Origin of the sequence: Sphaerisporangium melleum (assembly GCF_014646695.1) — a bacterium.
Taxonomy (GTDB): domain Bacteria; phylum Actinomycetota; class Actinomycetes; order Streptosporangiales; family Streptosporangiaceae; genus Sphaerisporangium; species Sphaerisporangium melleum.
Window position 1 is genome coordinate 75428 of the sequence record NZ_BMNT01000019.1, and the last position, 26991, is coordinate 102418.

A 26991-nucleotide genomic window follows, 5' to 3' on the forward strand; every position below is an offset into this window, starting at 1 on the left:
GACGCTCAGCGAAAGGCCGCGGCGGGAGGGGCGGAGACGCCGCCCGGCGCGAGACCGAGCGCCTGGAGGAAGACGGCGGAGAACGCCGCGGCGATCTTGATCTCCCCCGAGATGTTCGGATGGACCCCGTCGTAGGAGTCGACGCGGGGATCGTAGACCCCGGCCATGTCCACCGGCACGACCTTCGAACGGTCCGTCGACAGGGCCGCCAGCAGCGCCGGCAGCTCCCGGTTGCAGGCGGCGGTGTCATCCGCCAGATGCGGGTGCTCGGGCAGCGGAGTGCGCGGCACGACGTTCCCCACCAGGAATCGCACGGTGGGACGGGCCGCCCGGGCACGCTCGACGAAGGCCGAAAGATCCGCGAGCACCCGGTCCGGGCCGGAGACGCCCCACGCCAGGTCGTTGAAGCCCAGCGCCACCAGCAGCCAGTCCGGCTCGAAGGCGGCTACGGCCCCCGCGATGTTGTCCTTGGCCTCGTGGAGCAGGCGTCCCCAGCTCGCGTAGTGCCGGCACGCCGGGAAGTGGATCCCCCGCCGGTAGGCGCCGTTGTGCGCCGGGTCGTCCGGCCGGGCGGGGTGGACGGGACGTTCGTCCGGCCAGACCGCGGAGGGCACCCAGGTGCCCTTCCACGGTCCGACGAAGCGCGCCGCGATCTCCCGGTCGAGCAGAGCCCGCCAGAACCGGTAGCGCCACGTGTGGTCGCCCTCCCGGCCCTGGCTGATCGAGTCTCCGACGATCATGATGCGCGGCGGCGCCCCGGTCATCGTCCCGGCCCTCCCGGCACGGCCATCTCACGGGACGGGGCCGCGGGCCGCAGCAGGCGGCGCAGCGGCCGGACGTACGGGAACAGCATGACGGCGAGACCCGCCAGCAGGAGCAGCGCGGTGAACACCCACTCGTTGGAGCCGCCCGGCCCGTAGACCCGGCTCTCCCGCCCGATGTCCACGGCCGGGGTGCGCTGCCCCGGACGCAGCATGTCGCGGTCGGCGCCGTAGAGGGTGATGCCGGTGCGCCGGATCGTCCCGTCGGTGGAAAGGAAGTCCCCGCTCCAGGAGCAGCTCTCGTGCCCCGGGTGCGAGATGCACGAGACGGACTCGGCGGTGAAGACTCCGGGAACGCCATCGGCCCGGGCCGCGCGGACGACCGGGCCGATGTTGGGAACGGCGAGGTAGAGCAGGAACGCCCCCACGAGCGTCAGCGCCAGGCTGAAGACCGGGGAGCGTCCCTGCCGGGTTCCGGTCTCGCTCATGCCCGCGCCGGCAGCGCGCAGGTGCAGAGCATCGCGGACCGCTCCGCGGGGCTCGGGCGCATGTGGCGCACCACCGCGATGACCATGGGGACGAACACGACCGCGTTGTAGAACAGGTGCAGTTCCACGCGCGGCGCGAAGAGCTGCAGGATGCTGGTGGGCACGGGGCGGTCCGCCAGGTGCCAGCCGGTCTGCGCCTGGACGAGCAGCAGCAGGTGCTCGAAGTGGTGCCACACCTGGATGCCGAGCGAGATGTTCCACCACGTGCGGGACGTGCCGGTGAAGCCCTTGCGCAGCGCGATCAGGCCGATGAGCATCAGCAGGGCGTAGCCGTAGTGCATCCACTCGGAGGTGAAGGCCGGCGGGTAGAGCACGCCGATCACACCGAGCGCCTGCTTGGGCGGCCAGCCGAGCACCCACAGCTGGATCGCCTGGGCGATGTGCTCGGCCCAGTGCGCGATCACGATGAACATGAAGATGTTCAGCCAGAGCTTGTGCTGGGCGCCGTTGAGGCGGGACACCTTCGGGGGGGACGCGGAAATCGTCTCGGTCGCCATGAAGAACCTCGATCCCGGAATCGACCGTCGGCCCGCCGCGCACCGGCGCAGGCGGGCGGTTTCCCGCGGGGCCCGCCGCGCGGGCACCGGGGAAACGCCGAAGTCAATTTTCCGGCCCTGTTCCAGGTGATTCTTCTTCCCGATTGCGCTGTTTTCCCACGGGAAGATTTCGAAGTCCGAGACCTCGACCCGCGCGCTGCGCAGGCCCCGGCGCAGACCCCGTCCGCGTCGATCGGTTCCGCCGCTTTCGTCCATCGCCCGCATTTCCCGGCCCGGCCGGTCAGCTGAATTCCGGCCGCCGCACCGCGGATGAGGAAGGCCCCGCCAGAGCCGGCCGGAGAATGCCGGCCGGACGGGTCACAACGGGACGTTGCCGTGTTTGCGCTGCGGAGCGGGCTTGCGCTTGTCGCGCAGCATGGCCAGGCCCCGCGCCACCGCCGCGCGGGTGTCCACCGGGTCGATGACGTCGTCGACCAGCCCGCGCTCGGCCGCGTAGTGCGGGTGCATGAGCTGCTCGGCGTACTCGGCGACCAGCTCGGCGCGCAGGCGGGCGGGGTCGGCGGCGGCGGCCAGCTCCTTGCGGAAGATGACGTTCACCGCGCCCTCGGCGCCCATCACGGCGACCTCGTTGGTGGGCCACGCGAGCGACAGGTCGGTGCCGATGGTGCGCGAGTCCATGACGATGTACGCGCCGCCGTACGCCTTGCGCACGATGACGTGGATGCGCGGCACGGTCGCCTCGCAGTAGGCGTACAGCAGCTTGGCGCCGTGCCTGATGATGCCGGCGTGCTCCTGGTCGGTGCCGGGGAGGAAGCCGGGGACGTCGATCAGGGTGACCAGCGGGATGCTGAAGGCATCACAGAACCGGACGAAGCGCGCGGCCTTCTGCGAGGCGGAGACGTCGAGCACCCCGGCGAGCACCATCGGCTGGTTGCCGACGATGCCGACCACCTCGCCGTCGATGCGGGCCAGCACGCACACGACGTTCTGCGCCCACCCCTGATGGATCTCCAGGTAGTCGCCGTCATCGACCAGCTCGGCGATGACCTGCCGCATGTCGTAGGGCTTGTTCGGCTCGACCGGGACGATCTCGGCCAGCCTCGGGCGCACGTCGTCGGCGGCGTCGCAGGACGGCGCGCGCGGCGGGAGGGACAGGTTGTTGGACGGCAGCATCGAGACGAGGTAGCGGACCTCCTCAAGGCAGGTCTCCTCGTCGTCGTGGACGAAGGTGGCCACGCCGGACTTGGTGCCGTGCACGTCGGCGCCGCCCAGCTCGGCGTGGGTGACCCGCTGGCCGCTCACCGCCGCCACGACGTCGGGCCCGGTGAGGTAGAGCTGGGCGGTGTCGCGGACCATGAAGGCGAAGTCGGCCAGCGCGACGGTGTAGGCCGCGCCGCCCGCGCAGGGCCCGAGCACCACGCTGATCTGCGGGATCACCCCGGACGCCTGGACGCTGCGCTGGAAGATCCCGCCGTACCCGCTGAGTGCGACGACCCCCTCCTGGATGCGCGCGCCGCCGCTGTCGATCAGCCCGATCAGCGGGGATCCGGTGGAGATCGCCAGGTCCATCACCTTGTGGATCTTGGCGGCGTGGGCGGCGCCGAGCGAGCCGCCGAAGATGGTGAAGTCCTGGGCGTAGACGAAGACCCGGCGGCCGTCGATGGTGCCCGACCCGGCGACCACGCCGTCGGTGTGCGGGCGGTTCTCCTCCATGCGCAGCCCGTGCGCCTGGTGCCTGCGGTACATGTCGAGCTCGATGAACGAGCCCTCGTCCAGCAGCATGGCGATGCGCTCGCGTGCGGTGCCCTTGCCGAGCCGGTGCTGGCGCTCGACGCCCTCGCGGCGGCCGGCGAGGATGCCACCGCGCAGCCCGCCGTGCCGCTCGCGCAGCGCCTCCATCGTCCTGGCCTCCTCCCCCTCCTCCGCCGGGCGCGGCTCGCCGGGGGCGGCGGGCGGGGTGCCCGGGCGCCGGGGCACGGCGACCGGGACGAAGTCGATGCCGACGGGGCTCAGCGGCTCCGGTGCCGGGTAGTCCTCCACCAGCTCGGGGCTCGTCGTGATCTGCTCGCTCATGGCGGCCTCTCCCCTCATCGCACGCCTGCCGACGACAGGCCCGGCCGGTCAAGGCCCGCCTGCCGGGCCGACAGATGCCCGTTCTCCTGCAGCCAGCGCACCGTGTCGGCGAAGGTCTCGGCGACCGGCCGGGGGGCGATGCCGAACGTGCTCGCGTGGCCCGCCACCCGCGTCGCGCAGGCGCATGTGTAGATGGCTCCGAATTCAGCGGGAATGTGCCACGGCCACGCCCGCTGCGCGAGACCCGCGAGCACGCCCACGGGAAGCATGGCGCGGGCGGGCAGGAAGGCCGCGGGCAGCGCGCGCCCGGTGGTCTCGCGCAGCGCCGCGAGATACTCCCGCGTGGTCAGGTAGTGCCCTGGCCCGAAGTGGCGCCCGGAGGCGGCCAGTGCCCGTTCGGGGGCGTCCACCAGCGCGGCGTGCAGCGCCGCGGTGTCGCGGACGTCCCCGACCGGGAACCCGCCGTCCGGCCAGAGCGGGGTCAGCCCGCGCAGCACGGCCCTGACCCGGGAGACCTGGTCGCCCAGGTTGGGGTCGTGCGGGCCGAGCAGCGCGGGAGGGTAGGTGATGACGACGGGCGCGCCCTCGGCCCGGTGCCGGCGCGCCACGTGCTCGGCCGCCGCCTTGCTCGCCATGTACGTCTCGCGGGGCCGGCCGACCGGCGAGGCGGCGTCCACCACGCGGCCGGGAGTGGGGAACAGGGCGACGACGCTGGAGACGTGGACGATCAGTCCCGCCCCGGCGCGGCGCGCCGCGTCCAGCACGATCTGCGTGCCGCGCTCGTTGACCTGCCGCATCCGCCCGTGCAGCCTGCTGTCGAAGGAGTACACCGACGCGGCGTGCAGCACCGCGTCCGCGCCGCGGGCCGCGCGGGCCACCGAGGCGGCGTCGGTGACGTCCCCGGGGACGAGCTCGACCGCGCCGGGACCGAGGCGGAAGGGCGCCAGAGCGGGGGCGGCCTTGGCGGTGTCGCGCACCAGCATGCGGACGCGGTGGCCACCGCGGACCATCGCCGCCACAGAATGGGCGCCGACGAATCCCGTGCCCCCGGTAACGCAGACCAGCATCACACCATCTCCTCGATTTACACCAGTGAAAAGCCTGCCGGCCTTCGCTGTCATCTCCGAGTGTGCGCGGCGGCGGTCTAGATCCAGCCTTCTTCTTTCGCGCGCAATGCGGCCTGGAAACGGTTCACCGCGCCGAGGCGGGCCATCAGGTCGGCGACATATCGGCGGTACGTGCGCACCGACACGTCGATTTCCCGGGCCGCGATCTCGTCCTTGTCCGCGATCGCCATGACGGCCAGGACTTTCCGCTCCAGTTCGGAAAGGAGCGGCCCTTCCGTGCTCGGCTCGAGATATTCCTTGAAATCGGTGGCGGCATCCCACACGCCGTCGAAATAGGTGACGAGCTGCGAGACCAGGCCGGCCTCCTTGACCAGCAGCGCGCCGCGCGCGCTCTCCTTGGGGTGGATGGGCACCACGGCGATGCTGCGGTCGAAGATCAGCATGCGGTCGAACGGGTCCTCGGTGATGTGGATCTGGCCGCCGAGGTTCACCAGCTCCCGCAGGTAGGCCATCATGTTCGCGTCGTCGAGCGCCTTGGGGTGGTACACCGCCTTCACCGCGAGGCCGCGGCGCAGCGAGCGGGTGTCCAGCGGGAGCGCGGTCTCGATGGCACCACGCGAGAGCGGCCCGCCGGGGTGCAGGCACAGGGTCTCCTTGTAGGAGAAGAACCCGAGGTCGTCCAGGCGCTGCCGCACGCGGTCCAGGCCCTCGACGCGCTCGATGTCCAGCGAGGAGCTGGAGTTCTCGCCGGCCCGCTGGTCCTCCATCAGGGTGGTGATGGCGTCTCGGGCGGTCAGGACCCGGCGGATCTCGGAGTTCAGCTCGTTGAGGCGGTGCTCGACCAGGCGTTCGATGCCGATGCGCGGCTCGGTGGCCATCACGCGGTGACGGTCGGTGAGGTCGAGCAGGGACAGGCGTTCGAGGACGTCCACCGCGGCCTCGATGCTGTCGGGGTCCATGTCGAGCGCCTGGCGGATCGAACCGATGCCGTCGCCACGATGCCGCAGGAAGTACCGGTAGATCTCCAGTGCTTCAGCAGGGACACCGATGACGGAAATGTCCATGGCTCGCCTCCTGGCCATGTACTACTTCACCCAGGCGGGACCGGGGCCCAGCGGTCCCCGCCCTGCTCTCGTGGATATGCGTAAATACAAACTATCAGAGATCCAGATGGTTTCTTATTCTTCCAAATTGCTCTGTTGGCGGGATCCCCGGCGAATATCGCGCCGCCACGGGTTCGCGGGCAGGGCGGGAGAAGGGCCGGTTCAGGCGTCCCGGGCGGGCCCGGCGAGCCGGGCGAGCAGGCGGGTCAGCGTCCGGCGCTCCCCGGGCGTGAGGCGGCCGAGCACCTGTTCGTGGACGGCGTCGGTGAGCGGGTGGAGCACCTCGGCCAGCAGGGCGCGCCCGGCGCCGGTCAGTTCGACGGCGTAGGCCCGCCGGTCGGCGCGGTCGCGGCCGCGGGCCACCAGCCCTCGCTGCTCCAGCACGTCGATGACGTGGACCATCGTCGAGCGGTCGACGGCGAGCCGCCGGCCGATCTCCTGCTGGGACAGCGGACCGGCCGACTCCAGGATGACGAGCACGCCGTAGTCGCGCCAGCGCAGCTCGTCGCCCCTGAGCGCCTCCTCCAGGCGCAGCGTGACCTCGCGTGCCACGTCGCCGAGCAGCCAGCCGGCGGACCCGGCGAGCAGCCGCGTCGCCGGCGCCGGCTCCCGCCCGTTCGCCCCCATGGCCTAGACCTTCCCATCGGCCGGGCGGCTCAGCCTTCCGGCTCGCCGGCGGGCTGCGCGCCCTCCCACTCCATCACGATCTCCCGGACCTCGTCCCAGATGTCGCCGATCTGGTCCCACGTGGTCCCGGGGGCGGGGACGGCTCTGTCGGACATGAGGACCTCCCTCACCACCATGTTCGGTGCTCTCTGGCCGGAGCCCTCACTCGCCCAACACGCTATCAGTAGCTTCGCAGACCATCAGCTCCACTGTCAATCAGTTTTACTGACGATTTTGATGTGTGACCATCGGTTGCGCTACTCATCTCAGCGTGTGACACTCGTGCCAGCGGAGCCGTACTCGATATGCGGCATGCCGCACATCTCGGCGACAGGGACCACGGAAGGCACGTCTGTGAGCGCTGATTCTCCGAACTCCGACGTCTCCCTGCCGGACTTCTCCGCCGGCTCCACCGGCATCCTGCTCGGCAAGGCCGGCGACCTGTTCGACGAGCTCCTGGAGACGGCGGTCGAGCCGTTCGGGCTGCGCGCCAAGGACGTCGTGGTGCTCACGGCGATCGACGCGATGGGGCCGCAGTCACAGCAGCAGCTCGCCCGCGGCCACGGCATCGACCGCACCACCATGGTCAGCGTCGTGGACGGGCTGGAGCGCCTCGGCCTGGTGCAGCGCGCCCGCAACCCCGACGACCGGCGCAAGTACGCCATCGGCCTGACCGTCGAGGGTCAGGCGCTGCTGCGGCACAAGCTCGGCCCCGCCATGCTGAACGCGCTGGACACCTTCCTCGCCCCGTTCACCCCGGACGAGCGCGAGATGTTCGGCACGTTCCTGTGGCGCCTGGTCCACGACCGCGGCGTGGCCGCGAACGGCACGGCGCACGGGAACGGCACCGCGAGCGGTGCGGCGGGGGCCAACGGTCAGGGCACCGGGCAGGGCAGAGAGGTGCCCGGCGGCACGGTGCGATAGCACGCCGCGCCCGGGCAGACGACCTTCACCGGCTCGCCCGCCTCCGACGCGACCACGACCGGCTCGTGCCCGAACCTGCGGCAGGCGATGTCCGCCCAGCTCGACGCCGCCTCCCCCGGCCGGCCGAGCACCGTGGCGTCGGCGTCCAGCGCCGACCATTCCAGGTGGGCCAGGTAGTCCACCTCGCGGTGCCACACGGTCAGCCGGCGCAGCGAGTCGGCCGTGGGCAGGGTGTTCCACGGCTCCGTCCGCGCCGCGAGCGCGCGCAGGAACGCCTCGGCCACGGCGTCCTCCACCGAGCGGGCGGCGGCGGTGGCGATCGTCGTCCCGTCCCCGCTCACGCCCACGACGGCGATCTGGAACCCCGGACCGGGCAGCGCGAACGCCGACACCCGCAGACCGAGCAGGGACACCGCCTCGGCCACGCGCGGCGGGATCATCGCCGCCAGGTACTGCGAGACCCGCAGCAGCGGCATGCGCGGGTTCGCCCACCAGCGGGTCACCATGTCGTGGGCCAGCAGGTCGGCGATCGCCCCCGGCACTCCGGCGGCGCCGACCACGCCGACCGCGGTCGGCTCGACCCGGCAGTCGCGGTCGCCCAGCCACACGACCTCGGCCGGCAGCGTGTACCGCTCGCCGCTCAGCAGGCCGTCGCCGGACACGCGGACGTGCCGCTCGGCCGGCGGCTCGGGCATGAAGTCCGCCAGGCACAGCTCTCGCTCGTCCGGGGAGCACGGCGCCGCGAGGCCGTCCGGCAGGCCGTGCAGGACGACCAATGCCGAGGCCCGGGCCCGCGCCCGGGCGCGTGCGGTCTCGGGAGTGAACGCGGCGGCCACGGCGGTGATCCCGGACTCCGGGCGGTGGGCGTAGGCCAGGTGGACCTCCCCGGCCAGGCACTCGGCGACCTCCTCCAGACCGGCGTCCGGCGGCGAGAGCGCCGGCGGCGAGCTGTCAGGTGTGGGCGCCATCAGGCACCTCCTCGCGACGGATCTGCGGACCCCCAAGACCTCCCGGGAGGGCCGCCACAGCCGGAGCCGCCGCCGGAAGGGGGGCCGGCGGCCGCTTCGCCGGCAGGGCCCGCCCGGCGTCCCGCACCCCGGCGCGTGCCGCGGACCACCCGGGGTGCTGACACGCCTCCAATGGAACATGCAGGAGAAAGGCCACGTCAACGCGGGAAAACGGATTCGGCAACGTGGAAGAAGAAGGCGCGCCGGCGCCCGGTCGTCCGCCGGTTCGCGACGCGCTCGCGGCCGAGGCCGTCACCCACGTCCCGGAACGCGGCCGGGACCGGCCGGCGGCCGCGCGTCGTTGCGCGCGTACGCCGGGCACGGTCCCGGATCTCGCGGTGTGACTCCCCCGGTGCGACGGTCAGACCGCCTTCAGGGGGCTGTTCTGGTAGGCGGCGAGCTTCCACGCGCCCTCGTGGCGCACGACGAGCCAGGTGGCGCGGACGGCGCGCGCGTCGGGCACCTTGTTCTCACCCGCGGCGAGCACGCCGCCCTGGGTGATCACCACGGCGGTGTCGGGGTTGAGGAAGCGCAGGTCGATGGGCAGGCCGGTGACCTGGGTGCCCTTGTAGGGGCCGGCGAAGGCCGCGGTCATGTACGCCTCGATCTCCGCGGCGCCCTTGCTGAACGCGCCGGGCAGGATCATGGTCCCGTCCGGGGTGAAGACCTCGGCGAAGGACTTGGCGTCGTGGCTGGCCCACGCCGCGACGATGCGGCTCGGGACCGAGGCGACGGCGGCCTTGTCGGCGTCGGTGATGGGAGGGGCGGTCGTGGTCACGGTCATGGCGGAACCCTTCCGGCGTCGTTGCTCAGATGTACAGCGTGTTGGGCTCGAGACCGCAGAGGACCCGCCCGTACAGCTCGGCGTTGGTGTTGGGGTGCATCAGCGCGTGCAGGTTGGCCGCGTGGGTGTCGCGGGCGATGCGCTGGATCGGCACGATGCTGTAGATGGACGACCCGCCGCTGGCGCCGGCGAAGATGTCCACGGCCTCCTTGGCCAGCTTGACGACCTGGCCCATGTCGGCGCGGGCCCTGACCCGCTCCTCCAGCGTCCAGGCGGCGCCCTCGGCGCCCTTGCCGTCGACGACCGACGCCAGCCGGTGCGCGTGGAACTCCGCCTGGTCGATCTTCATGGCGGCCTCGGACACCTGCAGGTGGGTCAGCGGCGCCTCGGCCTGGCTCTCGTACCCGGTGTAGGTGATCTTGCGGCCGGGCAGCCGCTCCAGGAAGGTCTCCTTGGCGGCCCTGGCCAGGCCGATCAGGGTGCCGACCGAGGAGGCCGAGGCGACCGGCAGCAGCGGGGCGCTGTAGATCGGGCGGCCGGCGACGGACTCCGAGACCGCCTGGCCCTGCAGCACGACCGGCAGCGGCAGCCAGCGGTCGTTCGGGACGAACAGGTCCCGGGCGATGGTGGTCACGCTCCCGGTGCCCTTCAGGCCCGAGGTCTGCCAGTCGTCGACCACGGTCAGGTCCGACATCGGAACCACGGTGACGATCGGCAGGGGCTGGCCCTCGCCGCCGATCAGGACGGCCACGACGACCTGGTAGTGGGCGTGCAGGGCGCCGCTGATGAAGCCCCACTTGCCGTTGATCACGACGCCGCCCTCCACCGGGGACGCCATGCCGGTCGGGCTCAGCGTGCCGCAGATGCGCACGTCGGGGGTGGCGAACACCTCGTCCAGGACGTGCTCGGGGAACATCGACGCCATCCAGGTCGGGATCCAGTACACCGACGCCACCCAGGAGGTGGATCCGTCGGCCCGGCCCAGCTCCGAGGCGACCTCGACCAGGGTGCGGGTGTCGGCCTCGTACCCGCCGTACTTCTGGGGCGTACGAAGACGGAAGACGCCGGCCTCGGCCAGCGCCTCGATGGACTCCTCGTGGATGCGACGGTTCTCCTCCGCCCAGGCGGCGTGCCCGCGCAGGAGCGGCACCAATTCCGACGCGCGACGGACGAGCTGTTCCCGGGTCGGAACATCGGTCGTCAGCACCATATCCTCCTAGAAATGTCCGGCGGGAAAACACGGGGCCGGCCGGGCGCCGGAGTTCCCGGAATTCGCATGTGGCCGGGTCGCCGGCCGCCGATGCTCACCCCTCCGACGGTCGCATCGGGCCCTGCGCGCCGCATCTTCTGAATTGCCGAAGCGGCATTCCACGAGCTGCGGACCGCAATGTGAGAGATGTGCCGGCGGCGCGCCGGATGTGACTATCAAACTCCGCGACAGGCTTCCGGTGCGCCCACCCGCCACCGTCGCCGGGCGGAACGTTTCGTCGGCGACACCACGGCCGGCCCCTGGGCCGGCCCGCGTGCGACAGCGGACTTTTCTCCGGGCGCGTCCCCTGGACGGCTCGCCCGGCGGCCACCGATTCATCGAGGAGTTGAGGTGCACGTAGAGGAAAGAAGTCCGGCAGCCGGCGACGCGGCCCCCGCCGCCGGCGACGCCGGGGCTCGGACCACGACACGTCCACTGACCGGCGAGGAGTACATCGAGAGCCTGCGCGACGACCGTGAGATCTACCTGTACGGCGAGCGCGTGAAGGACGTCACCTCCCACCCCGCCTTCCACAACCCCATCAGGATGACCGCGCGGCTGTACGACGCGCTGCACGACCCGGCCACCCGCGACGTGCTCACCACCGCCACCGACAGCGGCGGCGAGGGCTACACCCACCGGTTCTTCACCACCCCGCACAGCGTCGACGACCTGGTCGCCGACCAGAAGGCCATCGCCGCGTGGGCGCGCATGAGCTACGGCTGGATGGGCCGCAGCCCCGACTACAAGGCGTCCTTCCTCGGCACGCTCGGCGCCAACGCCGACTTCTACGAGCCGTTCGCCGACAACGCCCGGCGGTGGTACCGCGAGTCGCAGGAGAAGGTCCTGTACTGGAACCACGCGATCGTGCACCCGCCGGTCGACCGCAACCGGCCGCCGGACGAGGTGGCCGACGTGTTCGTGCACGTGGAGCGGGAGACCGACGCGGGCCTCATCGTCAGCGGGGCCAAGGTCGTGGCCACCGGCTCGGCGCTCACCCACTACAACTTCATCGCCCACTACGGGCTGCCGATCAAGGACAAGAAGTTCGCCCTGGTCGCCACCATCCCGATGGACGCCAAGGGCATGAAGCTCATCTGCCGGCCGTCCTACTCCACCGCGGCCACGGTGATGGGCACGCCGTTCGACTACCCGCTGTCCTCGCGCCTGGACGAGAACGACACCATCCTGATCCTGGACAAGGTGCTCATCCCCTGGGAGAACGTCTTCGTCTACGGCAACCTCGGCAAGGCGCTGCTGTTCAGCGGGCGTTCCGGCTTCTTCGAGCGCTTCACCTTCCACGGCTGCACGCGCCTGGCGGTGAAGCTGGAGTTCATCGCCGGCCTGCTCATCAAGGCCACCGAGATCACCGGCACCAAGGACTTCCGCGGCGTGCAGACCCGCATCGGTGAGGTGCTCGCCTGGCGCAACCTGTTCTGGGCGTTCTCCGACGCCGCCGCGCGCAACCCGGTCGAGTGGAAGGACGGCGCGCTGCTGCCCAACCCGGCGTACGGGCTGGCCTACCGCTGGTTCATGCAGACCGGCTACCCGCGGATCAAGGAGATCATCCAGCAGGACATCGCCAGCGGCCTGATCTACGTCAACTCCAGCTCCGAGGACTTCAAGAACCCCGACGTCCGCCCGTACCTGGACAAGTACCTGCGCTCCTCGGACGGCAGCGACGCCGTCGAGCGCATCAAGGTCATGAAGCTGCTCTGGGACGCCGTCGGCACCGAGTTCGGCGGCCGGCACGAGCTGTACGAGCGCAACTACGCCGGCAACCACGAGAACACCCGCGTGGAGCTGCTGAACGCCCAGATCGTGGGCGGCGAGGTGGACGGCTACAAGGCGTTCGTCGACCAGTGCCTGTCGGAGTACGACCTGGACGGCTGGACCGTCCCCGACCTGTCCTCCTTCGACCACCTGCGCCGCATCGGCAACGGCAACACCCTCAACCCCTGACCCCTGAACCCCGCGAGGCCACCGACCCCCGTCGGTGGCCTCGTCCGCGTACGTACCCCCTTCGGCTTCGTCCCGCCGAGGCGGCCCTCACCGCACGCCGCTCCGCCGTCCTCGGCCGCTGGTCCAGGGGATCCGGTACGGTCACCGGGCATGAGGGTGCTCATCGTGGGCGGGAGCGGGTTTCTCGGCGGCGAACTCGTGCGGCGGGCCACGGCCGGCGGGCATGTCGTGGCGGCGACCTTTTCGACGCGGCCGGGAACGGCTGCGGGCGCCGACTGGCTGCCGCTGGACATTCGTGACCGTACTGCGGTGACCCGCGTGATCGGCGCGTTCGGCCCGGAGGTGGTGGTCAACGCGGCCTACCGGCAGTCGGACTGGGTGACGACGGCCGAGGGCGCCGCCCATGTGGCCGTCGCCACCGCCGCGAACCGCGGGCGGCTGGTGCACGTGTCCAGCGATGCCGTCTTCTCGGGGGCGGCGATCACCTATGCCGAGGACCGCGTCCCCGACCCGATCTCGCCGTACGGAGCGGCCAAGGCCGCCGCGGAGACGGCCGTGCAGGCGATCGATCCCACGGCGGTGATCGTACGGACGTCCCTGATCATCGGTGACGGCGGCTCTCCGCACGAGGCCCTGGTGCACGCGCTGGCCACGGGCGGCCTGCGGAAGGTGTTGTTCACCGACGAGGTGCGGTGCCCGGTACACGTCCGTGACCTGGCCGCGGCGCTCCTGGAGCTCGCGGGCTCGGGGCGCACGGGGATCCACCACGTGGCCGGGACGGACGCGATGAGCCGGTACGAGCTCGGGTGTCTCATCGCGGAGCGTGATGGATTGGACCCGGCCCGGCTGCCGTCCGGCCTGCGGGCCGGCAGCGGCGTTCCCGGGCCGCTCGACGTGCGGCTGGACTGCACCCTGACGCAACGTCATCTGGCGACGAAGCTGCGCGGTGCGCGGGAGTTCCTGCAGAGGTAGCCCGCTCGCGTCCGGTGGGCATGGGAAGACCGGCGGAGGCGGGGCCTTCGCCGGTCTTGGTGGCGGCCGGTCGCCGCCGGTGTGGTGTCAGACGCGGACGGCGGGGGTCAGGGGGACGCCGGGGCGCTCGTCGGTCTCCAGGGCGAGGTAGGGGTCCTCCATCTCGTACCAGCCGAGGCCGGGCGGGCAGCGGTCGTAGCCGAGCAGGCGCCGCACCTCCTCGGGGTAGGCCAGCACGGTCTCCTTGGGCACGGCCAGGTACTGGTTCTCCTCCTGGCGCAGGTTGCCCAGGTCCAGCGCGATGGTCATGCCGGTGCGCGGGGTGTCGGTGTCGTTGCGGCCGCCGCCGTGGTAGACCCCGCCGAGCCAGATGAGGCCCGACCCGGCCGGCATCTCGGTGGGGATCGCCTCGGTCGCCTCCGGGGCGCGCTCGTCGTCCCAGTGGTGGCTGCCCGGGATCACCATCGTGCCGCCGTTGGCCGCGGTGAACTCGCTCATGGCGAGCATGAGCTGCACGCGGCTGGTCGGCCCGGGGTGGCGGCGCAGGTGCAGCGCGTCGTCGCGGTGCAAGGGCTGCTTGCCCTGCCCGGAGTGCAGCTGGATGAGCTGGGTGCCGCTGATCTGGATGGTCGGGGTCATCTCGACCCGCGACTTGCCGAGCCACATCGGCACCGGCTTCTGCATGATCCGCCGCGCGGCCCCCAGGTACAGCGGGTGGGTCACCACGGGGGTCAGGTGCGTGGTGCGGGCGAACAGCGACGACACCCGCCGCGTGCGCTTGCCGTTGTACCAGTCCTGGCTGTACTCGCAGGCTTCGAGGGCCGGCCCGAAGTCGTCCCACAGCGCCGCGAGCGTGGTGTCGTCGGCGAGGTTCTCGACGATGATCGCACCGTCGCGTTCCAGGATCTCCACGACCTCATCGAGGTCGGCATCGGGTCCTACCCGGGTCAGGCCCGCCATCGCAGACCACCTTTCCTCATGAGAGTTGCCGCGCCCGCGCGCGGGCCGCGCGCGGGCGTCGCGGATGACCGGCCCAAGGAGGTCACACGCGCGTCGGGTCGCCGGCCTTCGCGACGACGGTGCGGATGAAACCGGCGAGGTCGGGGTCCTCTTCGAAGATGTCGCCGACCTCGACGAAGATGCCGAGCTCGCCCTCGACCCGGGACACGAGCCGGTTGGCGGCCATGGATTCGCCGTTCAGCTCGAAGAAGGTCTCGTCCTCGTGGCCCTCGGGCACCTGCAGGACGGCCCGCCAGATGGCCTCGACCTTCTGCTCGATCTCGGCCACGGTGTACTTCCCGGTGCCCTCTGCGCTCATTTCGACGTCCTCTCGCTCGCTGTCGGTTCGACTGGTGCTTGCTGGTCTCTCGGTCCACCGGACGGGGGCGTCGGGGGCGGTGACCGCGTCGGCGACCACCTGGTGGAACTCCGACGCCATGTCGGTGATGGTGTTCTTGTCGAACAGATTGCTGTTGAAGCCGAGGGTCCCGACGATGTCGCCGGTGGAGTCGATCTCCAGGTGCCACATCGCGCCGTCGGGGATGTCCCCGCCCACCGGCTGGGACAGCAGCCGCCGGCGGATCTCCGAGTAGGACAGGCCACCCGCGGAGGAGTCCTCCCCCGCGAGGGGCGAGCGGAAGACCTGGAAGGCGCACACGGCGCGGTCGTCGGCGATGGAGGGGAGCATCAGCTCGGGCGCCTCTTCGAGGACCTGCGCGAAGGGGATGTCGTTGGAGTACGCCGCGATGCAGGTGGACCGGGTGCGCTCGACCACCTGGCGGAAGGTCTCGCAGCCGGCGAGGTCGATGCGCAGCGGGACGAAGTTGAAGAACGAGCCGACGGTGTCCATGAAGCGCGGCTGGGCGCGGCCGGAGGTGAAGGTCGGCACGACGACGTCGGTGACCCCGGTCCGCTTGCGCAGCAGCGTCGCGTACGCGGAGAGCAGCACCATGAACGGCGAGGCGCGCAGGCTCTTGCCGATGTCGAAGACGCCGGAGGTCAGCTCGGCGGGGATCCAGAACCGGTGCCAGGCGGTGGCCTTGGGCAGGCCGGCCGAGCGCAGGTGGTCGGTGGGGGTGGCCAGGATGCGCGCGTCGCGCAGCTTCTCCCGCCAGTACGCGCGCTTTCTCGCCGAGGCGGCGCCGGTGGCGTTCTCCTGCTCCCAGATCGCGTACTCGGGGTACTGCGGCACCGGGGGTGGTTCGTCACCCTGCCCGGCGCGCCACGCGTAGCAGGCGACCAGGTCGCGGATGAGCAGGCGCATCGACCACTCGTCGGCGGCGGTGTGGTGCGCGATGAGGACGAGCACCGCGTCGTCGTCAGAGAAGCGGCCGAGAACGGCCCGCAGCAGCGGAAGCTCCCCGATGCCGTAGTTGCCGGCCTCCAGCTCGATGAGGAGCTGCTCGGCGCGCAGCTCGCGCGCGTCGGGGGCCACGGCGGTGAAGTCGTGGACGAGCAGCGCGGCGGGGGTCGGCGGGAGGACCTCCTGGTGGCGGGGCGAGGCGTCGCGGATGATCAGCGTACGCAGCGACTCGTGCCGGGTGACCACGTCGTCCAGGGCGTCCTGCAGCGTCTCCACGTCGACGGCGCCGGCCACCCGCCAGCCGCAGACGATGTTGTACTTGGGGCCGAACGGCCCCTCCTCATCACCCTTGTCGAAATTGCAGAGGAATTCCTGATTGAAGGAGAGCGGAATGCGATCCGCCGTGCCGGCCGGCGCGTACGGCGCCGCAGAAATCGTCATGATGCTCCAGATCCTCCTCCGGGTCCGCGCGGTCCCATTACCCGGCGCCGACGGGTCCGCGCGGAATTCCGGAACGCGCCGGAGAATTCATCGGGCCGTCCGGGCCCGGGATGGAAACGAACGGCCGCGCGGCCATACCGATTCACCATAACCATCCCGGACCGGGTCGCTGTTCTTCTGTAGTGCTGGATTCCGGGACGACTCCCGGGCGCCGGGCCGCGCCGCCGCGGCGGCGGCGCGGCGGGTCAGCGCAGCGTGACGTCGACGCTGGCGGCGGCCTCGAGGAACTCGCCGCGGGACACCGCGGCGGCCACCAGCTCGATGTCGTCGGACATGAACCGGTCGGCCTCCAGGGTCGGCACCAGCGAGCGCACGAGCCCGTAGGTGGCCTTGCCGGCCGGGCTCAGCTGGTCGTACCTGCCGGAGACGTCCACGGCCTGGGCCGCGGCGAGGAACTCCACGGCGAGGATGCGGTTGTTGTTGCCCAGCACCCGGCGGGCGTTGCGCGCGGCGATCAGGCCCATGCTGACCACGTCCTGGTTGTCGCCGTTGGACGGGACGCTCTGGATGCTGGCGGGGCCGATGGTGCGGTTCTCGGCCACCAGCGCGGTCGCCGGGTACTGCGCGCCGGCGAAGCCGCTGTTGAGCCCCGGGTCGCCCTTGACCAGGAACTCCGGCAGGCCGTCGCTGAGGTGCCGGTTGAGCAGCCGGTTGGTGCGGCGCTCGGAGAAGACGCCGAGCTGGGTGAGGGCGATCGTCACGTAGTCCATGGCGAACGCGATCGGCTGGCCGTGGAAGTTGGCGCCGTGGAAGATCTCCGGTTGGCCCTCGAAGAACAGCGGGTTGTCGTTGGAGGAGTTGAGCTCGATGCGCAGCTTCTCCATCGCGTGGTACAGGGCGTCGCGGACGGCGCCGACGACCTGCGGGATGGCGCGCAGGGTGTAGGCCTTCTGGATGTAGACCTCGGTGCGGTCGACGCCCTTGCCGGCCCGCTGCTCCTGGGCCTGCCGCCGCAGCTCGGCGTGCTCCAGGGTCAGCCCGCTGCCCTTCATCAGCGCGCGCATGTTGGCCGCGTTGTCCATCTGGCCCTGGTGCGGGCGGGCGAGGTCGTGGCCCTCGGCCAGGAACGGGCTGGTGGAGCCGCGCAGCGTCTCCACCACCAGCGCGGTGACGATCTCGGCCTGGCGCACCTGCTCGATGGCCCGGCCGACGACCAGCGACCCCAGCCCGGTCATCCCGGAGGTGCCGTTGATCATCGACAGCCCCTCCTTGAAGCGCAGCTGCAGCGGCTCGATGCCGTGCTCGCGCAGGACGGTGGCCGTCTCGACCCGCTTGCCCTCGCGCAGCACGTACCCCTCGCCGATCAGCGTGGTGGCCACGTGCGCCAGGGTCGCCAGGTCACCGCTCGCGCCGAGCGAGCCGATCTCCGGGATGGCGGGCGTGATCCCCAGGTTGAGGTAGAGCGCCAGCCGCTCCAGGAGCTCGGGCCGCACCGCGGAGTACCCGCGGGCCAGCGCGTTCAGCCGGGCGGACAGGATGGCCCTGGCCTCGTCCTCGGCGAACAGCGGGCCCACGCCGGCGCTGTGGCTGCGCACCAGGTTGGTCTGCAGCTCCACCTCCTTGGAGGTGTCCACCAGCATGTAGATCATCTCGCCGTAGCCGGTGGTCACCCCGTAGACGGGAATGCCCTGCCGCACGGTGTCCTCGAACATCCGGCGGCTGGTGGCGGCCCTGGCCAGCGCCGCGGGGGCGATGGCGACCTTCGCCCAATCCTCGGCGACCCGCCGGACGTCGGCGATTTCCAGGCTCTCGCCGTCGAAATCAACGGACAGTTCGGTTTCCACCAGAGTCACGTTTCTCACCCCATCATGGTTTGGGTAACAGCTTTTCTCGGTACGGATCGCGCCTGGACCAGGGCGGCCAGACCGGCCGGTGTCGGGTCGGCGAAGAACTGTGCCGGAGACACCACCGCCCCGAAGCGCAGGCGGATCCGTTCGAGCAGTGCGGGGATCAGCAGGGAGTGCCCGCCGGCGGTGAAGAACGTCGTGTCCGCCTCGATGCGGGCGCCGCCCAGCGACTCCGCCCACAACTCCGCCATCTCGGCTTCGGCGGGTGTGCGCGGCGGCCGGCCGGCGCGGGCGGCCGGCGGTGCGGGCCGTGGCAGTGCGTTGCGGTCCACCTTGCCGCCGACGTTGCGCGGCAGGGCCTCGGCCGTACGGAAGGACACGGGCGGCATGGTCTTGCCGAACCTGCGCCGCAGCGCCGCCCGCCAGGCGTCCGGCCCGCCGTCCTGCCCGGGGCGCGGGACGACGTGGCCAACGAGCCGGGTGACCAGGCCGTCGCGGTCCGGGACGGCGACCACGGCGCACTCGGCCACCGACGGGTGCGCGGCCAGCGCGGCCTCGATGTCGGTGAGCTCGGTGCGCACGCCGTTGAACTTGACCTGGAAGTCGGCGCGCCCGCCGAACTCCAGTGCGCCGTCCCAGCGCCTGCGGCCGAGGTCGCCGGTGCGGTAGCCGGGGCAGGCCGGGTCGAAGCCGGTGAGCGGCCGGAACGGGGCGCGCTCTCCGGCGGCGGCGCCGATGTAGCCGGGGGTGACGTGCGGGCTGCGGATGACGAGGTGCCCGGTGACGCCCGCCGGGCAGGGCCGGTCCTGGTCGTCCAGCACCAGGACCTGGCGTCCGGGGATGGACCGGCCGATCGGCGCGACGCCGTAGACCGGGCCGGTGATCTCGTGCCAGGTGGCCAGGATGGTCTCGGTCGGGCCGTACATGTTGACCAGGCGCACTCGTGGCAGCGTGGTGCGCAGCCCGTTGGCGAGTTCCCCGGCCAGCGGCTCCCCCGCCAGCAGCAGGTGCCCGAGCGCCTCCGGCGCCGCCGGGGTCTCGTCCGGGCCGGCCTGGGCGCTCTGGTCGACGATCGCGGCGAGGAGCTGGCGGGCGAAGCTCGGGACGGTCTGGAAGTGCGTGATGCGCTCGGCCGCGAGCCAGCCGGCCATCCGGTCCGGGTTCGCGCGGACCCGGTCGGGGACGGGGCAGAGCGTCGCGCCGGCGGCGAGCGTCGCGAAGATCTCCACCAGGCTCGCGTCGTACCCGGCCGCGGCCCACTGGGCGACGTGGGAGCCGGGGCCGATGCCGAACTCGGCGGCGAACCAGGTGACGAACTGCGCGAGCGCGGCGTGCGACTGCGGGATGCCCTTGGGCCTGCCGGTCGAGCCGGAGGTGTAGGCCACGTACGCCCGCCGCTGCGCGTCCGGTACCTCCCGGCCCTCCGCGGACTCCGTGGCGTCCTGTCCTGGCGTGCCGATCGGGGCGGCGCCGCTCGCCGTCGTCGTCGTGTCCAGGGCGGACAGGTCGATGATCCGGCCGTCCAGTTCGCCGCGGTACCAGCCGGCCAGCTGGTCCGCCTCCGGCTCGCCGTCCAGCACCAGGCAGGCGGGGACGATGTCGGCGAGCACCGACCTGCCCCGTTCACCGGTGTCGCCGGTGCCCAGGCAGACCAGGTGCGCTCCCGCGTCCAGCACGCCGAGCAGCGCGGCGACCTGGCGCGGGCCCTGCGGCATCCGCACCGCCACCGGCCGCCCCTCGACGCCGCCCGCCGTGCGCAGCGCGGCGGTCAGCGGCGCCGCGAGTGCCGCGAGCTCCCGGTAGGTCACCTCGGCGCCGTCCCAGCGGACCGCGACGGCGTCCGGACGCTCGCGGGTCCGCCGGCGCACCAGCTCGTGCACCGGCTCCGGCGCGATCGCCGTGCCCTGCTCGCCAGGCGCGCCGGACAGGTCCGCGCGGCCGGTGTCACCGACCGGCGCGGCGGTGACGCGGTCGGCGGCGCGTACGGCGGCGGCCAGCGTGTCGGCGTCCTCCAGCGGAAGCGCCTCGATCGGCGCGCCGGGGTCGCGCAGGGCCGCGCCGAGCAGAGTCCGGAGCTGGCCGAGCATCCGCCGCGCGGACGAGAGGTCGAACAGCCCTTCGCGGTACTCCAGGAAGCCGGTGATCGTGGGCGCGGCCCGGTCCACGACCAGGGCCAGATCGGTCCGGGCAGCGCCCACGGACACCGGCAGGGGACGCACGAGGGTCCCGGTGAGCTCCAGCTCGCCCTCGGGCAGGTCGCGCGGGACGAGCATGACGTCGCACCACGGCAGGCGGTAGGGGTCGCGGTGCGGGTTCAGCACGCGCACCAGCTCGTCGAACGGCAGGTCGCGGTGCTCGTGGACGTCGCGCAGCAGCCGCGCCGCCCGGGCGACGACCGCGCGGAACGAGGGACGTCCCGACAGGTCTCCCGGCAGGACGAGCAGGTTGGCGCAGGGGCCGACGACCCGCTCGAAGCCCGGCGGGCGCACATCCGCCGTGATCGCGACGGCCGGACGCTCCTCTCGCCCGTACCGGCCCAGCAGGCACCAGAGCGCGGCGAGCAGGACGGCGAGCGGCGCGGCCTGTTCGGCGGCGGCGAGAGCGTGCAGGTCAGCGGCCACCTCGCGGTCCCAGTCGAAGCGCACCTGACCGCCGCTCTCGGCGGGGCCGGCGGGCCGGGCGCGATCGGTGGGCAGCGCCGGGGCCGGCGGCTGCGGGTCAAGGGCGGCGGCCCACCAGTCGCGCAGCCGGCGGAACTCCGGCGTGGACTCCCGCTCCCGCTGGGCGAGCGCGAGGTCGGCGTAGCGGCGGGGCGGCTCCGGCAGCGCCTCGTGCGGCGCCCGCCCGGCCACCAGGGCCGCGTAGCAGGCGGAGATCTCCTCCGCCACGATGGTCGGCGAGCGGTCGTCGGCGACCGCGCGGTGCAGGGTCAGCGCCACCAGATGCTCGCGGGGCGCGATGCGGGCGACCGCGAGCCGGGCGAGCGGCCCGGTCGCGAGGTCGAACGGCGTGGCGGCCTGGTGGGCGCACCACCGCTCCGCATCGGGGCTGGCGGTCAGGTCGGTGAAGGCCGGGGCCGCCGGCGGGGTGGGCGCGGATCGGGGGACGGGGCGGCCGCCCTCCTCCGCCAGGGTCGTCCTGAGGATCTCGTGCCGGGCGGCCACGTGCCGCCAGGCCGCCTCCAGCGCGGCGAGGTCCACGTCGCCGGTCACCCGGTACGCCCGGTACGCGTGGTGCGCCGGAGAGCCGGGGACGAGCCGGTCGAGGAACCACGCTCCGTCCTGCGCGCGGGATGTCACCGCCCGCCGGGCGGGAGATGCCTCAGTCACTCGCGTTCCCTTCGAGGTTCGGCCGCCGGGTCGGGCCCCGGCGGCCGGTCCATCGCGTCGCCCCGGTGCCGGGACGCCGCCGCTTCAGGAGGTCGTGACCTTGCCCTTGGCGGTCGTCTTGGCGGTCTTCGTGGCCGCCGTCGTGGTCGCCTTCGGGATCTCCCGGGTGGAGATCTCCGGCCCGGGCGTCTTGGACAGCCCGAGCGCGGCCAGGATCACCCGCAGCAGGAACTTCGGCTTCATCAGGGTGCTGGGGTGCTCGACCTGGCCGGCGACCCGCATGTACCCGGCGGTGACCCGGCTGTCGCGGGCGGCGGCGGTCTGCACCAGCGTCATGAACGCCTGCTCGAACTTCAGGCTGAGCGGGCGCTTGCCCTCCACGCCGGGGAAGCTGAGGTCGACGTTGTGCGTCATCTGCCACGGCGGGTCGATGACGTTGCGGGCCAGGTCGCGGAAGTAGTCCAGCGGCTGCGGGGTGGCGCCGCTGTGCAGGTGCTCGCGGATGGTGAGCGCCGACAGCGCGGCGACGGTCATGCCGCCCGCGTACACCGGGTTGAACGTGGTGACCGCGTCACCGACGACGAGCAGGCCGTCGGGGAAGCGCTCCATGTCCTCGTAGCGGCGGCGCAGCGTGGTCGGGAACCGGAACGCGACCGGCTCCTCCAGCGGCTCGGCCTGGACGACGGCCTCGTAGATCTCCGGGATGCCGATCGACCGGATGAACTCGAACAGCCCTTCCTGGTCGGTGGGCGGGTGGTCGCCGAGGATGCCGTAGGTGGTCATCTCGGCCCGGTCGCCGTCGGTCTTGGCGAACAGGATGCCGCGCGGCGTCTTGGGGTAGGCGACGCCGTTGATGGACAGGTCGCCGTTGTAGGGGTCGTTGCGCAGCTTGTAGTGCTGGGTGACGTAGCCGAGGCCGATCTTCTTGCGGTCCTCCTTGACCCGGGGGTAGCCGAGGTCCTCCAGCCAGATCGGGGTGCGGGAGCCGCGGCCGGTCGCGTCGACGACCAGGTCGGCCTCGATGACCTCGACGCCCTTGTCACCGTCGAGGTTCTGCACCCGCACGCCGGTGATCTTGCGGCGGTCGGAGGTGGCCTCCAGGCCGAGGATGTCGTGCCGCTCGGCGAAGGAGACGTTGCCCAGCGCCAGGGTGCGGCGGCGGACGTGGTACTCCAGCATCGGACGGCTCGCGCCCACGCACAGCATGTCGGCGTTCTGCGGCTTGAGCCGCTTGCCGCGCACGTACCACCGCACGGTGCCGGCCAGGTCGCCCTGCGGCACGCCGTCGGCGAAAAGCTCCTCGACGATACCCGGGTACATGCTCTCGATGGCCCGCTGGCCGCGGGTCAGCAATCCGCTGATGTGGCGTCCTTGCGGGCAGCCGCGCCGGGCCTCCTTCACCTCGGTCAGCAGGTCGCGGTCCACTACGACGACCTCGTCGTAGGCGTCGGCGAGCACTCTGGCCGCGAACAGTCCGCCAAGGCTGCCGCCGAGCACCACCGCGCGGGTATTGGCGTCGTTGCCCATCGTGGTCATCTCCTCGAAAATCCGTATTGTGATCCGGCATCGGCTGTGGCTGTGGCCGGTGGCGGCCGGTGCCGTACCGGCCATTTCCTGCCTGCTGACCACCCGCGCCACAGCGGTTTTCCCGCGGCCGTTCCCTGGGCCGGTCACGACCGGGGGAAAGGGCATGCGGACCGCGGTCGTGCATACCGCTCGGGCGGGTGCCCGGAAATCGCGTGCGAGCGTGGCGGACAATGTGTCCGGCGCCGGCGCACGCCCGCGGCGGCCGGCCTTGCGGCGGCCCGGGACGCGGCGTCCGGGTGGCGGTCGAAGAACGTGGTGGAATCGCCCCTGCTGCGGAAGTCCGGAGCATGCCCGCAGGTCGGGGACGGTTTACGGCCCGGCGAAGATCCCGCCCGGCCGACGTGGAAAGCGATTCCACCCGGCCCGTGACGGCGTGCCGATAGCGATGCTAGCCACGGGTACGAGGCACGGCAGGCTCCTTCCTTGACCTTACGGCGGCGCGGTGTATCCGCCGCCGGTCAACACCGCTACATCGTCACGCCCGATCGCGCGGCGTCGCATCTCTGTAAATGCTGTGCTCGCCGCCCGGCAGCCACTCGCGGCACCCGGAGTTCACTTCTACAAAAGCCCGGTTCACGGCAGGTGGAAATGGCCCGGAGAAAGCGGTGGGCAAGCGCGGCGGGGAAGGCGCGGAGAATCGCAATCACAAAGATGTGCGCGAGCCCGCGGGGATGTGACCCTTACGCCATGGCCGAGTTCACAGGAAAGACGGTACTGATCACCGGTGGCGGCAGCGGCATGGGCCTGGCCACCGCACAACGGCTCGTCGAGGCGGGCGCCTCGGTCGTGCTCGCCGGTCGCGACGAGGATCGCCTGGAGAGCGCGGTGAAGGAGCTCGACGCGGGCGACCGCGTCCTGGCCGTCCCCACCGACGTCTCCAGCACCGGCGATCTCGACCGGCTCGCGGCGCGGATCACCGAGCGCTTCGGCGGGCTGGACGGAGTGTTCGCCAACGCCGGCGTCGCACGCTTCGGCCTGACCGGCGACGTCTCCGAGGAGGACTTCGACTCCCTGGTGGGCATCAACTTCAAGGGTGTCTACTTCACCATCCAGACGTCGCTGCCGCTGCTGCGCGACGGCGGCTCCGTGGTGGTCAACGGGTCGTGGCTGACCCACCGCGCGATGGCCTTCAGCTCGGTCTACGCCGCCACCAAGGCCGCGGTGATCAGTCTGACCCGCAGCCTCGCCCCGCACCTCGGCACCCGCGGCATCCGGGTGAACGCCATCAGCCCCGGCTACATCGTGACGGACATGTTCACCTCCATCGCCTCCGCTCCGGAGGCGCAGGAGGAGTGCCGCAGCCACACCTCGCTCGGCCGGCTCGGTCTCCCGGCCGACATCGCCGACGCCGCCGTCTTCCTGCTGTCGCCGCGGTCCTCCTACATCACCGGCCACGAACTCGTCGTGGACGGCGGTCTGACCACCTCCATCCCCCTCTGAACCACTCCCGTCCGGCGGCCCGGTCAGGCCCGCCCCTCAAGACGGGATCGGGAGAAGGCCGTGGGGGCTCCCCCCACCTCCGCGGCCTTCTCCCGGCCCTCCCGTTCGCCACGGCCCGCCCGGTCCTTCCACCGTGGCGGGCCTTTTCACGAGACCTCGGGCGGTCCGTCAGCGGAAGCGGCGCAGGCGCAGGCTGTTGCTGACGACGAAGACCGACGAGAAGGCCATGGCGGCCCCGGCGATCATCGGGGTGAGCAGGCCGGCGGCGGCCAGCGGCAGGGCGGCCACGTTGTAGGCCAAGGCCCAGAACAGGTTGCCCTTGATGGTGCGCAGGGTGCGGCGCGACAGCCGGATGGCGTCGGCGGCCACCCGCAGGTCACCGCGGACCAGGGTGAGGTCGGACGCCTCGATGGCCGCGTCGGCGCCGGTGCCCATCGCCAGGCCCAGGTCGGCCTGGGCCAGCGCGGCGGCGTCGTTCACCCCGTCGCCGACCATGGCCACCGTCCGGCCCGCGGACTGCAGCCTCTTGACGACCTCGACCTTGTCGGCGGGCAGCACCTCGGCGATCACCTCGTCGATGCCGACCTCGGCCGCGACGGTGCGGGCCACGGCCTTGTTGTCGCCGGTCAGCAGCACAGGGGTCAGGCCGAGGGCGCGCAGCCGGGCGATGGCCTCCCCGCTGGTCGGCTTGATGACGTCGGCCACCACGAGCACGGCGCGGGCCCGGCCGTCCCAGCCGGCGGCGACGGCCGTGCGCCCGGCCGCCTCGGCGGCGCGCACGGCGCCCTCCAGCCCGGCCGGCAGGGCCTGCGACCATTCGGCCAGCAGGCGCGGGCGGCCGACGAGCACGGCGTGCCCGTCCACGACGCCCTGGACGCCGAGCCCCTCGACGTTGGCGAACTCCTGCGGGGCGGGGAGCGGGCCGGCCTTCTCGGCCGCGCCGCGGGCGACGGCCTGGGCGATCGGGTGCTCCGAGGCGTGTTCCAGCGCGCCGGCCAGCCGCAGCACCTCGGCCTCGTCCTCGCCCTCGGCCAGGTGGATCTCGATCAGGGTCATCCGGCCCTCGGTGACCGTGCCGGTCTTGTCCAGCAGCACCGTGTCGATCGCCCGGGTGGACTCCAGCGCCTCGGGGCCCTTGATCAGGATGCCGAGCTGGGCTCCGCGGCCGGTGCCGACCAGCAGCGCGGTCGGGGTCGCCAGGCCCAGGGCGCACGGGCACGCGATGATCAGCACGGCGACCGCCGCGGTGAACGCCGCGCCGGCCCCGGCGCCGGTCGCGAGCCAGAACCCGAGCGTGCCCAGCGACAGCGCGATCACGATCGGGACGAAGACGCCGGAGATCCGGTCGGCGAGCCGCTGCACCTGCGCCTTGCCGGTCTGGGCCTCCTCGACCAGCCTGGCCATCTGGGCGAGCCGGGTGCCGGCGCCGACCCGGGTGGCGCGCACGACCAGCCGTCCGCCCGCGTTCACCGTGGCGCCGGTCACCGCGTCACCGGGGCGCACCTCCACCGGCACCGACTCGCCGGTCAGCAGGGAGGCGTCCACCGCCGAGGAGCCCTCCTCGACCACCCCGTCGGTGGCGATCTTCTCGCCGGGGCGCACCACGAAGCGGTCCCCCACGGCGAGCCGGTCGCTCGGGACCCGTACCTCCACGCCGTCGCGCAGCACGGCGACGTCCTTGGCGCCGAGCTCCAGCAGGGCGCGCAGCGCGGCGCCGGCCCGGCGCTTGGCACGCGCCTCGAAGTAGCGGCCGGCCAGGATGAAGGCGGTCACGCCCGCCGCGGCCTCCAGGTAGATGTTGCCCGACCCGTCGGTGCGCTCGATGGCCGACTCGAACGAGTGGGTCATCCCTGACATGCCGGCGGTGCCGAAGAACAGCGCCCACAGCGACCAGCCGAACGCGGCGATCGTGCCCATGGAGATCAGCGTGTCCATGGTGGCCGCGCCGTGCCGCAGGTTGGTCCAGGCGGCCTTGTGGAACGGCCAGCCCGCGTAGACCACGACCGGAGCGGCGAGGGTGAGCGACAGCCACTGCCAGTTGGTGAACTGCAGGGCGGGGATCATCGCCATCGCGACGACCGGCACCGACAGCACGACGGCCGTGACCAGCCGCTGCCGCAGCGGCCCCGCCTCGTCGGGCTCGCCGGCCGTCCGATCCCCGTCCTGATCGGAGAGGGCGGGCGGCTCGGGAAGGGCGGCGGTGTAGCCGGCCTTCTCCACCTCGGCGACCAGCGACTCCGGGTCCAGCCCTTCGGGGAAGGTGACCTTGGCCTTCTCGGTGGCGTAGTTGACCGTCGCCGTGACCCCGTCGAGCCTGTTCAGCTTGCGCTCGATGCGGTTGGCACACGAGGCGCAGGTCATGCCGCCGATCGAGAGCTCGACCGACCCGCCGGCACCCGGCGTCTTCTCATCGGTGACCGAAGCCATGCCTT

The 26991-nt window shown here is 72.2% G+C and carries 21 protein-coding genes; 4 read left to right on the forward strand and 17 right to left on the reverse strand.

Going from position 1 to position 26991, the window contains the following annotated elements; translation table 11 throughout:
* Positions 1-5: 5 nt before the first annotated feature.
* The 8 genes from IEY93_RS18050 to IEY93_RS39360 form a co-directional block, all read right to left on the reverse strand.
* Positions 6-764, reverse strand: a complete 759-nt coding sequence (locus IEY93_RS18050) for a GDSL-type esterase/lipase family protein (RefSeq protein WP_189164248.1) — start codon at positions 762-764, stop codon at positions 6-8.
* A complete protein-coding gene (locus IEY93_RS18055) occupies positions 761-1249 on the reverse strand; it encodes a hypothetical protein (RefSeq protein WP_189164249.1) in 489 nt (162 codons plus the stop codon). The genes IEY93_RS18050 and IEY93_RS18055 overlap by 4 nt, the downstream gene beginning before the upstream one ends.
* Positions 1246-1806, reverse strand: coding sequence for a hypothetical protein (locus IEY93_RS18060; protein WP_189164250.1), 561 nt, complete (start codon positions 1804-1806; stop codon positions 1246-1248). The genes IEY93_RS18055 and IEY93_RS18060 overlap by 4 nt, the downstream gene beginning before the upstream one ends.
* Before the next feature lie 357 nt (positions 1807-2163).
* On the reverse strand, positions 2164-3705 hold the full coding sequence (locus tag IEY93_RS18065; RefSeq protein ID WP_189164323.1) for an acyl-CoA carboxylase subunit beta: 1542 nt from the start codon (positions 3703-3705) through the stop codon (positions 2164-2166).
* A gap of 188 nt (positions 3706-3893) precedes the next feature.
* Positions 3894-4946, reverse strand: a complete 1053-nt coding sequence (locus tag IEY93_RS18070; RefSeq protein WP_189164251.1) for an SDR family NAD(P)-dependent oxidoreductase — start codon at positions 4944-4946, stop codon at positions 3894-3896.
* A 77-nt stretch (positions 4947-5023) separates the two neighbouring features.
* Positions 5024-6010 carry a helix-turn-helix domain-containing protein gene (locus tag IEY93_RS18075; protein WP_189164252.1) on the reverse strand — a complete coding sequence of 329 codons (987 nt, stop codon included), beginning with the start codon at positions 6008-6010 and terminating at the stop codon, positions 5024-5026.
* Between the two features lie 201 nt (positions 6011-6211).
* Positions 6212-6676 carry a MarR family winged helix-turn-helix transcriptional regulator gene (locus IEY93_RS18080; protein WP_189164253.1) on the reverse strand — a complete coding sequence of 155 codons (465 nt, stop codon included), beginning with the start codon at positions 6674-6676 and terminating at the stop codon, positions 6212-6214.
* Positions 6677-6705: 29 nt separating this feature from the next.
* The gene (locus tag IEY93_RS39360) at positions 6706-6831 is read right to left on the reverse strand and encodes a hypothetical protein (protein ID WP_268241564.1); all 126 of its coding nucleotides are present in this window, start codon (positions 6829-6831) and stop codon (positions 6706-6708) included.
* A gap of 238 nt (positions 6832-7069) precedes the next feature.
* Here IEY93_RS39360 and IEY93_RS18085 point away from each other — a divergent pair, with 238 nt between their 5' ends.
* Entirely contained in the window at positions 7070-7639 is a 570-nt protein-coding gene (locus tag IEY93_RS18085) for a MarR family winged helix-turn-helix transcriptional regulator (RefSeq protein WP_189164254.1), read from the forward strand.
* Here IEY93_RS18085 and IEY93_RS18090 read toward each other — a convergent pair.
* The 3 genes from IEY93_RS18090 to IEY93_RS18100 all read right to left on the reverse strand — a co-directional run bounded on the left by IEY93_RS18090 (position 7591) and on the right by IEY93_RS18100 (position 10640).
* Positions 7591-8607 (reverse strand): hypothetical protein, encoded by a 1017-nt coding sequence (locus tag IEY93_RS18090; RefSeq protein WP_189164255.1) that lies wholly within the window; start codon positions 8605-8607, stop codon positions 7591-7593. The genes IEY93_RS18085 and IEY93_RS18090 overlap by 49 nt on opposite strands.
* A gap of 400 nt (positions 8608-9007) precedes the next feature.
* Positions 9008-9430 (reverse strand): SgcJ/EcaC family oxidoreductase, encoded by a 423-nt coding sequence (locus IEY93_RS18095; RefSeq protein ID WP_189164256.1) that lies wholly within the window; start codon positions 9428-9430, stop codon positions 9008-9010.
* A gap of 25 nt (positions 9431-9455) precedes the next feature.
* Positions 9456-10640: an acyl-CoA dehydrogenase family protein gene (locus tag IEY93_RS18100; RefSeq protein ID WP_189164257.1), complete on the reverse strand. Its 1185-nt coding sequence runs from the start codon at positions 10638-10640 to the stop codon at positions 9456-9458.
* Positions 10641-11030: 390 nt separating this feature from the next.
* Between IEY93_RS18100 and IEY93_RS18105 the strand changes: the two genes are divergently transcribed.
* Both IEY93_RS18105 and IEY93_RS18110 read left to right on the forward strand, forming a co-directional pair.
* A complete protein-coding gene (locus tag IEY93_RS18105; protein WP_189164258.1) occupies positions 11031-12641 on the forward strand; it encodes a 4-hydroxyphenylacetate 3-hydroxylase family protein in 1611 nt (536 codons plus the stop codon).
* Between the two features lie 150 nt (positions 12642-12791).
* Positions 12792-13613 carry an SDR family oxidoreductase gene (locus IEY93_RS18110; protein ID WP_189164259.1) on the forward strand — a complete coding sequence of 274 codons (822 nt, stop codon included), beginning with the start codon at positions 12792-12794 and terminating at the stop codon, positions 13611-13613.
* Between the two features lie 87 nt (positions 13614-13700).
* On the opposite strand, the gene IEY93_RS18115 is transcribed toward IEY93_RS18110, so the two are convergent.
* The 5 genes from IEY93_RS18115 to IEY93_RS18135 all read right to left on the reverse strand — a co-directional run bounded on the left by IEY93_RS18115 (position 13701) and on the right by IEY93_RS18135 (position 23068).
* Positions 13701-14573 carry a phytanoyl-CoA dioxygenase family protein gene (locus IEY93_RS18115; RefSeq protein ID WP_189164260.1) on the reverse strand — a complete coding sequence of 291 codons (873 nt, stop codon included), beginning with the start codon at positions 14571-14573 and terminating at the stop codon, positions 13701-13703.
* 82 nt (positions 14574-14655) lie between these two features.
* A complete protein-coding gene (locus IEY93_RS18120; RefSeq protein WP_189164261.1) occupies positions 14656-16356 on the reverse strand; it encodes a condensation domain-containing protein in 1701 nt (566 codons plus the stop codon).
* Positions 16357-16601: 245 nt separating this feature from the next.
* Positions 16602-18218 (reverse strand): tyrosine 2,3-aminomutase, encoded by a 1617-nt coding sequence (cmdF, locus tag IEY93_RS18125; protein ID WP_203968675.1) that lies wholly within the window; start codon positions 18216-18218, stop codon positions 16602-16604.
* Positions 18215-21532, reverse strand: a complete 3318-nt coding sequence (locus tag IEY93_RS18130; protein ID WP_189164262.1) for a non-ribosomal peptide synthetase — start codon at positions 21530-21532, stop codon at positions 18215-18217. Before IEY93_RS18130 ends, cmdF begins: the two co-directional genes overlap by 4 nt.
* Positions 21533-21616: 84 nt before the next feature.
* Entirely contained in the window at positions 21617-23068 is a 1452-nt protein-coding gene (locus IEY93_RS18135; RefSeq protein ID WP_203968674.1) for an NAD(P)/FAD-dependent oxidoreductase, read from the reverse strand.
* A 738-nt stretch (positions 23069-23806) separates the two neighbouring features.
* Here IEY93_RS18135 and IEY93_RS18140 point away from each other — a divergent pair.
* Complete coding sequence (locus IEY93_RS18140) at positions 23807-24559, forward strand: SDR family NAD(P)-dependent oxidoreductase (protein ID WP_189164263.1); 753 nt, start codon at positions 23807-23809, stop codon at positions 24557-24559.
* 168 nt (positions 24560-24727) lie between these two features.
* On the opposite strand, the gene IEY93_RS18145 is transcribed toward IEY93_RS18140, so the two are convergent.
* On the reverse strand, positions 24728-26986 hold the full coding sequence (locus tag IEY93_RS18145) for a heavy metal translocating P-type ATPase (RefSeq protein ID WP_189164264.1): 2259 nt from the start codon (positions 26984-26986) through the stop codon (positions 24728-24730).
* Positions 26987-26991 lie beyond the last annotated feature (5 nt).

What these genes read in the sequence shown, in the direction of transcription:
- IEY93_RS18050 (WP_189164248.1), bottom strand. Translation starts at nt 764, where the DNA reads ATGACCGGGGCGCCGCCGCGCATCATGATCGTCGGAGACTCGATCAGC.
- IEY93_RS18055 (WP_189164249.1), bottom strand. Translation starts at nt 1,249, where the DNA reads ATGAGCGAGACCGGAACCCGGCAGGGACGCTCCCCGGTCTTCAGCCTG.
- IEY93_RS18060 (WP_189164250.1), bottom strand. Translation starts at nt 1,806, where the DNA reads ATGGCGACCGAGACGATTTCCGCGTCCCCCCCGAAGGTGTCCCGCCTC.
- IEY93_RS18065 (WP_189164323.1), bottom strand. Translation starts at nt 3,705, where the DNA reads ATGGAGGCGCTGCGCGAGCGGCACGGCGGGCTGCGCGGTGGCATCCTC.
- IEY93_RS18070 (WP_189164251.1), bottom strand. Translation starts at nt 4,946, where the DNA reads ATGCTGGTCTGCGTTACCGGGGGCACGGGATTCGTCGGCGCCCATTCT.
- IEY93_RS18075 (WP_189164252.1), bottom strand. Translation starts at nt 6,010, where the DNA reads ATGGACATTTCCGTCATCGGTGTCCCTGCTGAAGCACTGGAGATCTAC.
- IEY93_RS18080 (WP_189164253.1), bottom strand. Translation starts at nt 6,676, where the DNA reads ATGGGGGCGAACGGGCGGGAGCCGGCGCCGGCGACGCGGCTGCTCGCC.
- IEY93_RS39360 (WP_268241564.1), bottom strand. Translation starts at nt 6,831, where the DNA reads ATGTCCGACAGAGCCGTCCCCGCCCCCGGGACCACGTGGGACCAGATC.
- IEY93_RS18090 (WP_189164255.1), bottom strand. Translation starts at nt 8,607, where the DNA reads ATGGCGCCCACACCTGACAGCTCGCCGCCGGCGCTCTCGCCGCCGGAC.
- IEY93_RS18095 (WP_189164256.1), bottom strand. Translation starts at nt 9,430, where the DNA reads ATGACCGTGACCACGACCGCCCCTCCCATCACCGACGCCGACAAGGCC.
- IEY93_RS18100 (WP_189164257.1), bottom strand. Translation starts at nt 10,640, where the DNA reads ATGGTGCTGACGACCGATGTTCCGACCCGGGAACAGCTCGTCCGTCGC.
- IEY93_RS18110 (WP_189164259.1), top strand. Translation starts at nt 12,792, where the DNA reads ATGAGGGTGCTCATCGTGGGCGGGAGCGGGTTTCTCGGCGGCGAACTC.
- IEY93_RS18115 (WP_189164260.1), bottom strand. Translation starts at nt 14,573, where the DNA reads ATGGCGGGCCTGACCCGGGTAGGACCCGATGCCGACCTCGATGAGGTC.
- IEY93_RS18120 (WP_189164261.1), bottom strand. Translation starts at nt 16,356, where the DNA reads ATGACGATTTCTGCGGCGCCGTACGCGCCGGCCGGCACGGCGGATCGC.
- IEY93_RS18135 (WP_203968674.1), bottom strand. Translation starts at nt 23,068, where the DNA reads ATGACCACGATGGGCAACGACGCCAATACCCGCGCGGTGGTGCTCGGC.
- IEY93_RS18140 (WP_189164263.1), top strand. Translation starts at nt 23,807, where the DNA reads ATGGCCGAGTTCACAGGAAAGACGGTACTGATCACCGGTGGCGGCAGC.
- IEY93_RS18145 (WP_189164264.1), bottom strand. Translation starts at nt 26,986, where the DNA reads ATGGCTTCGGTCACCGATGAGAAGACGCCGGGTGCCGGCGGGTCGGTC.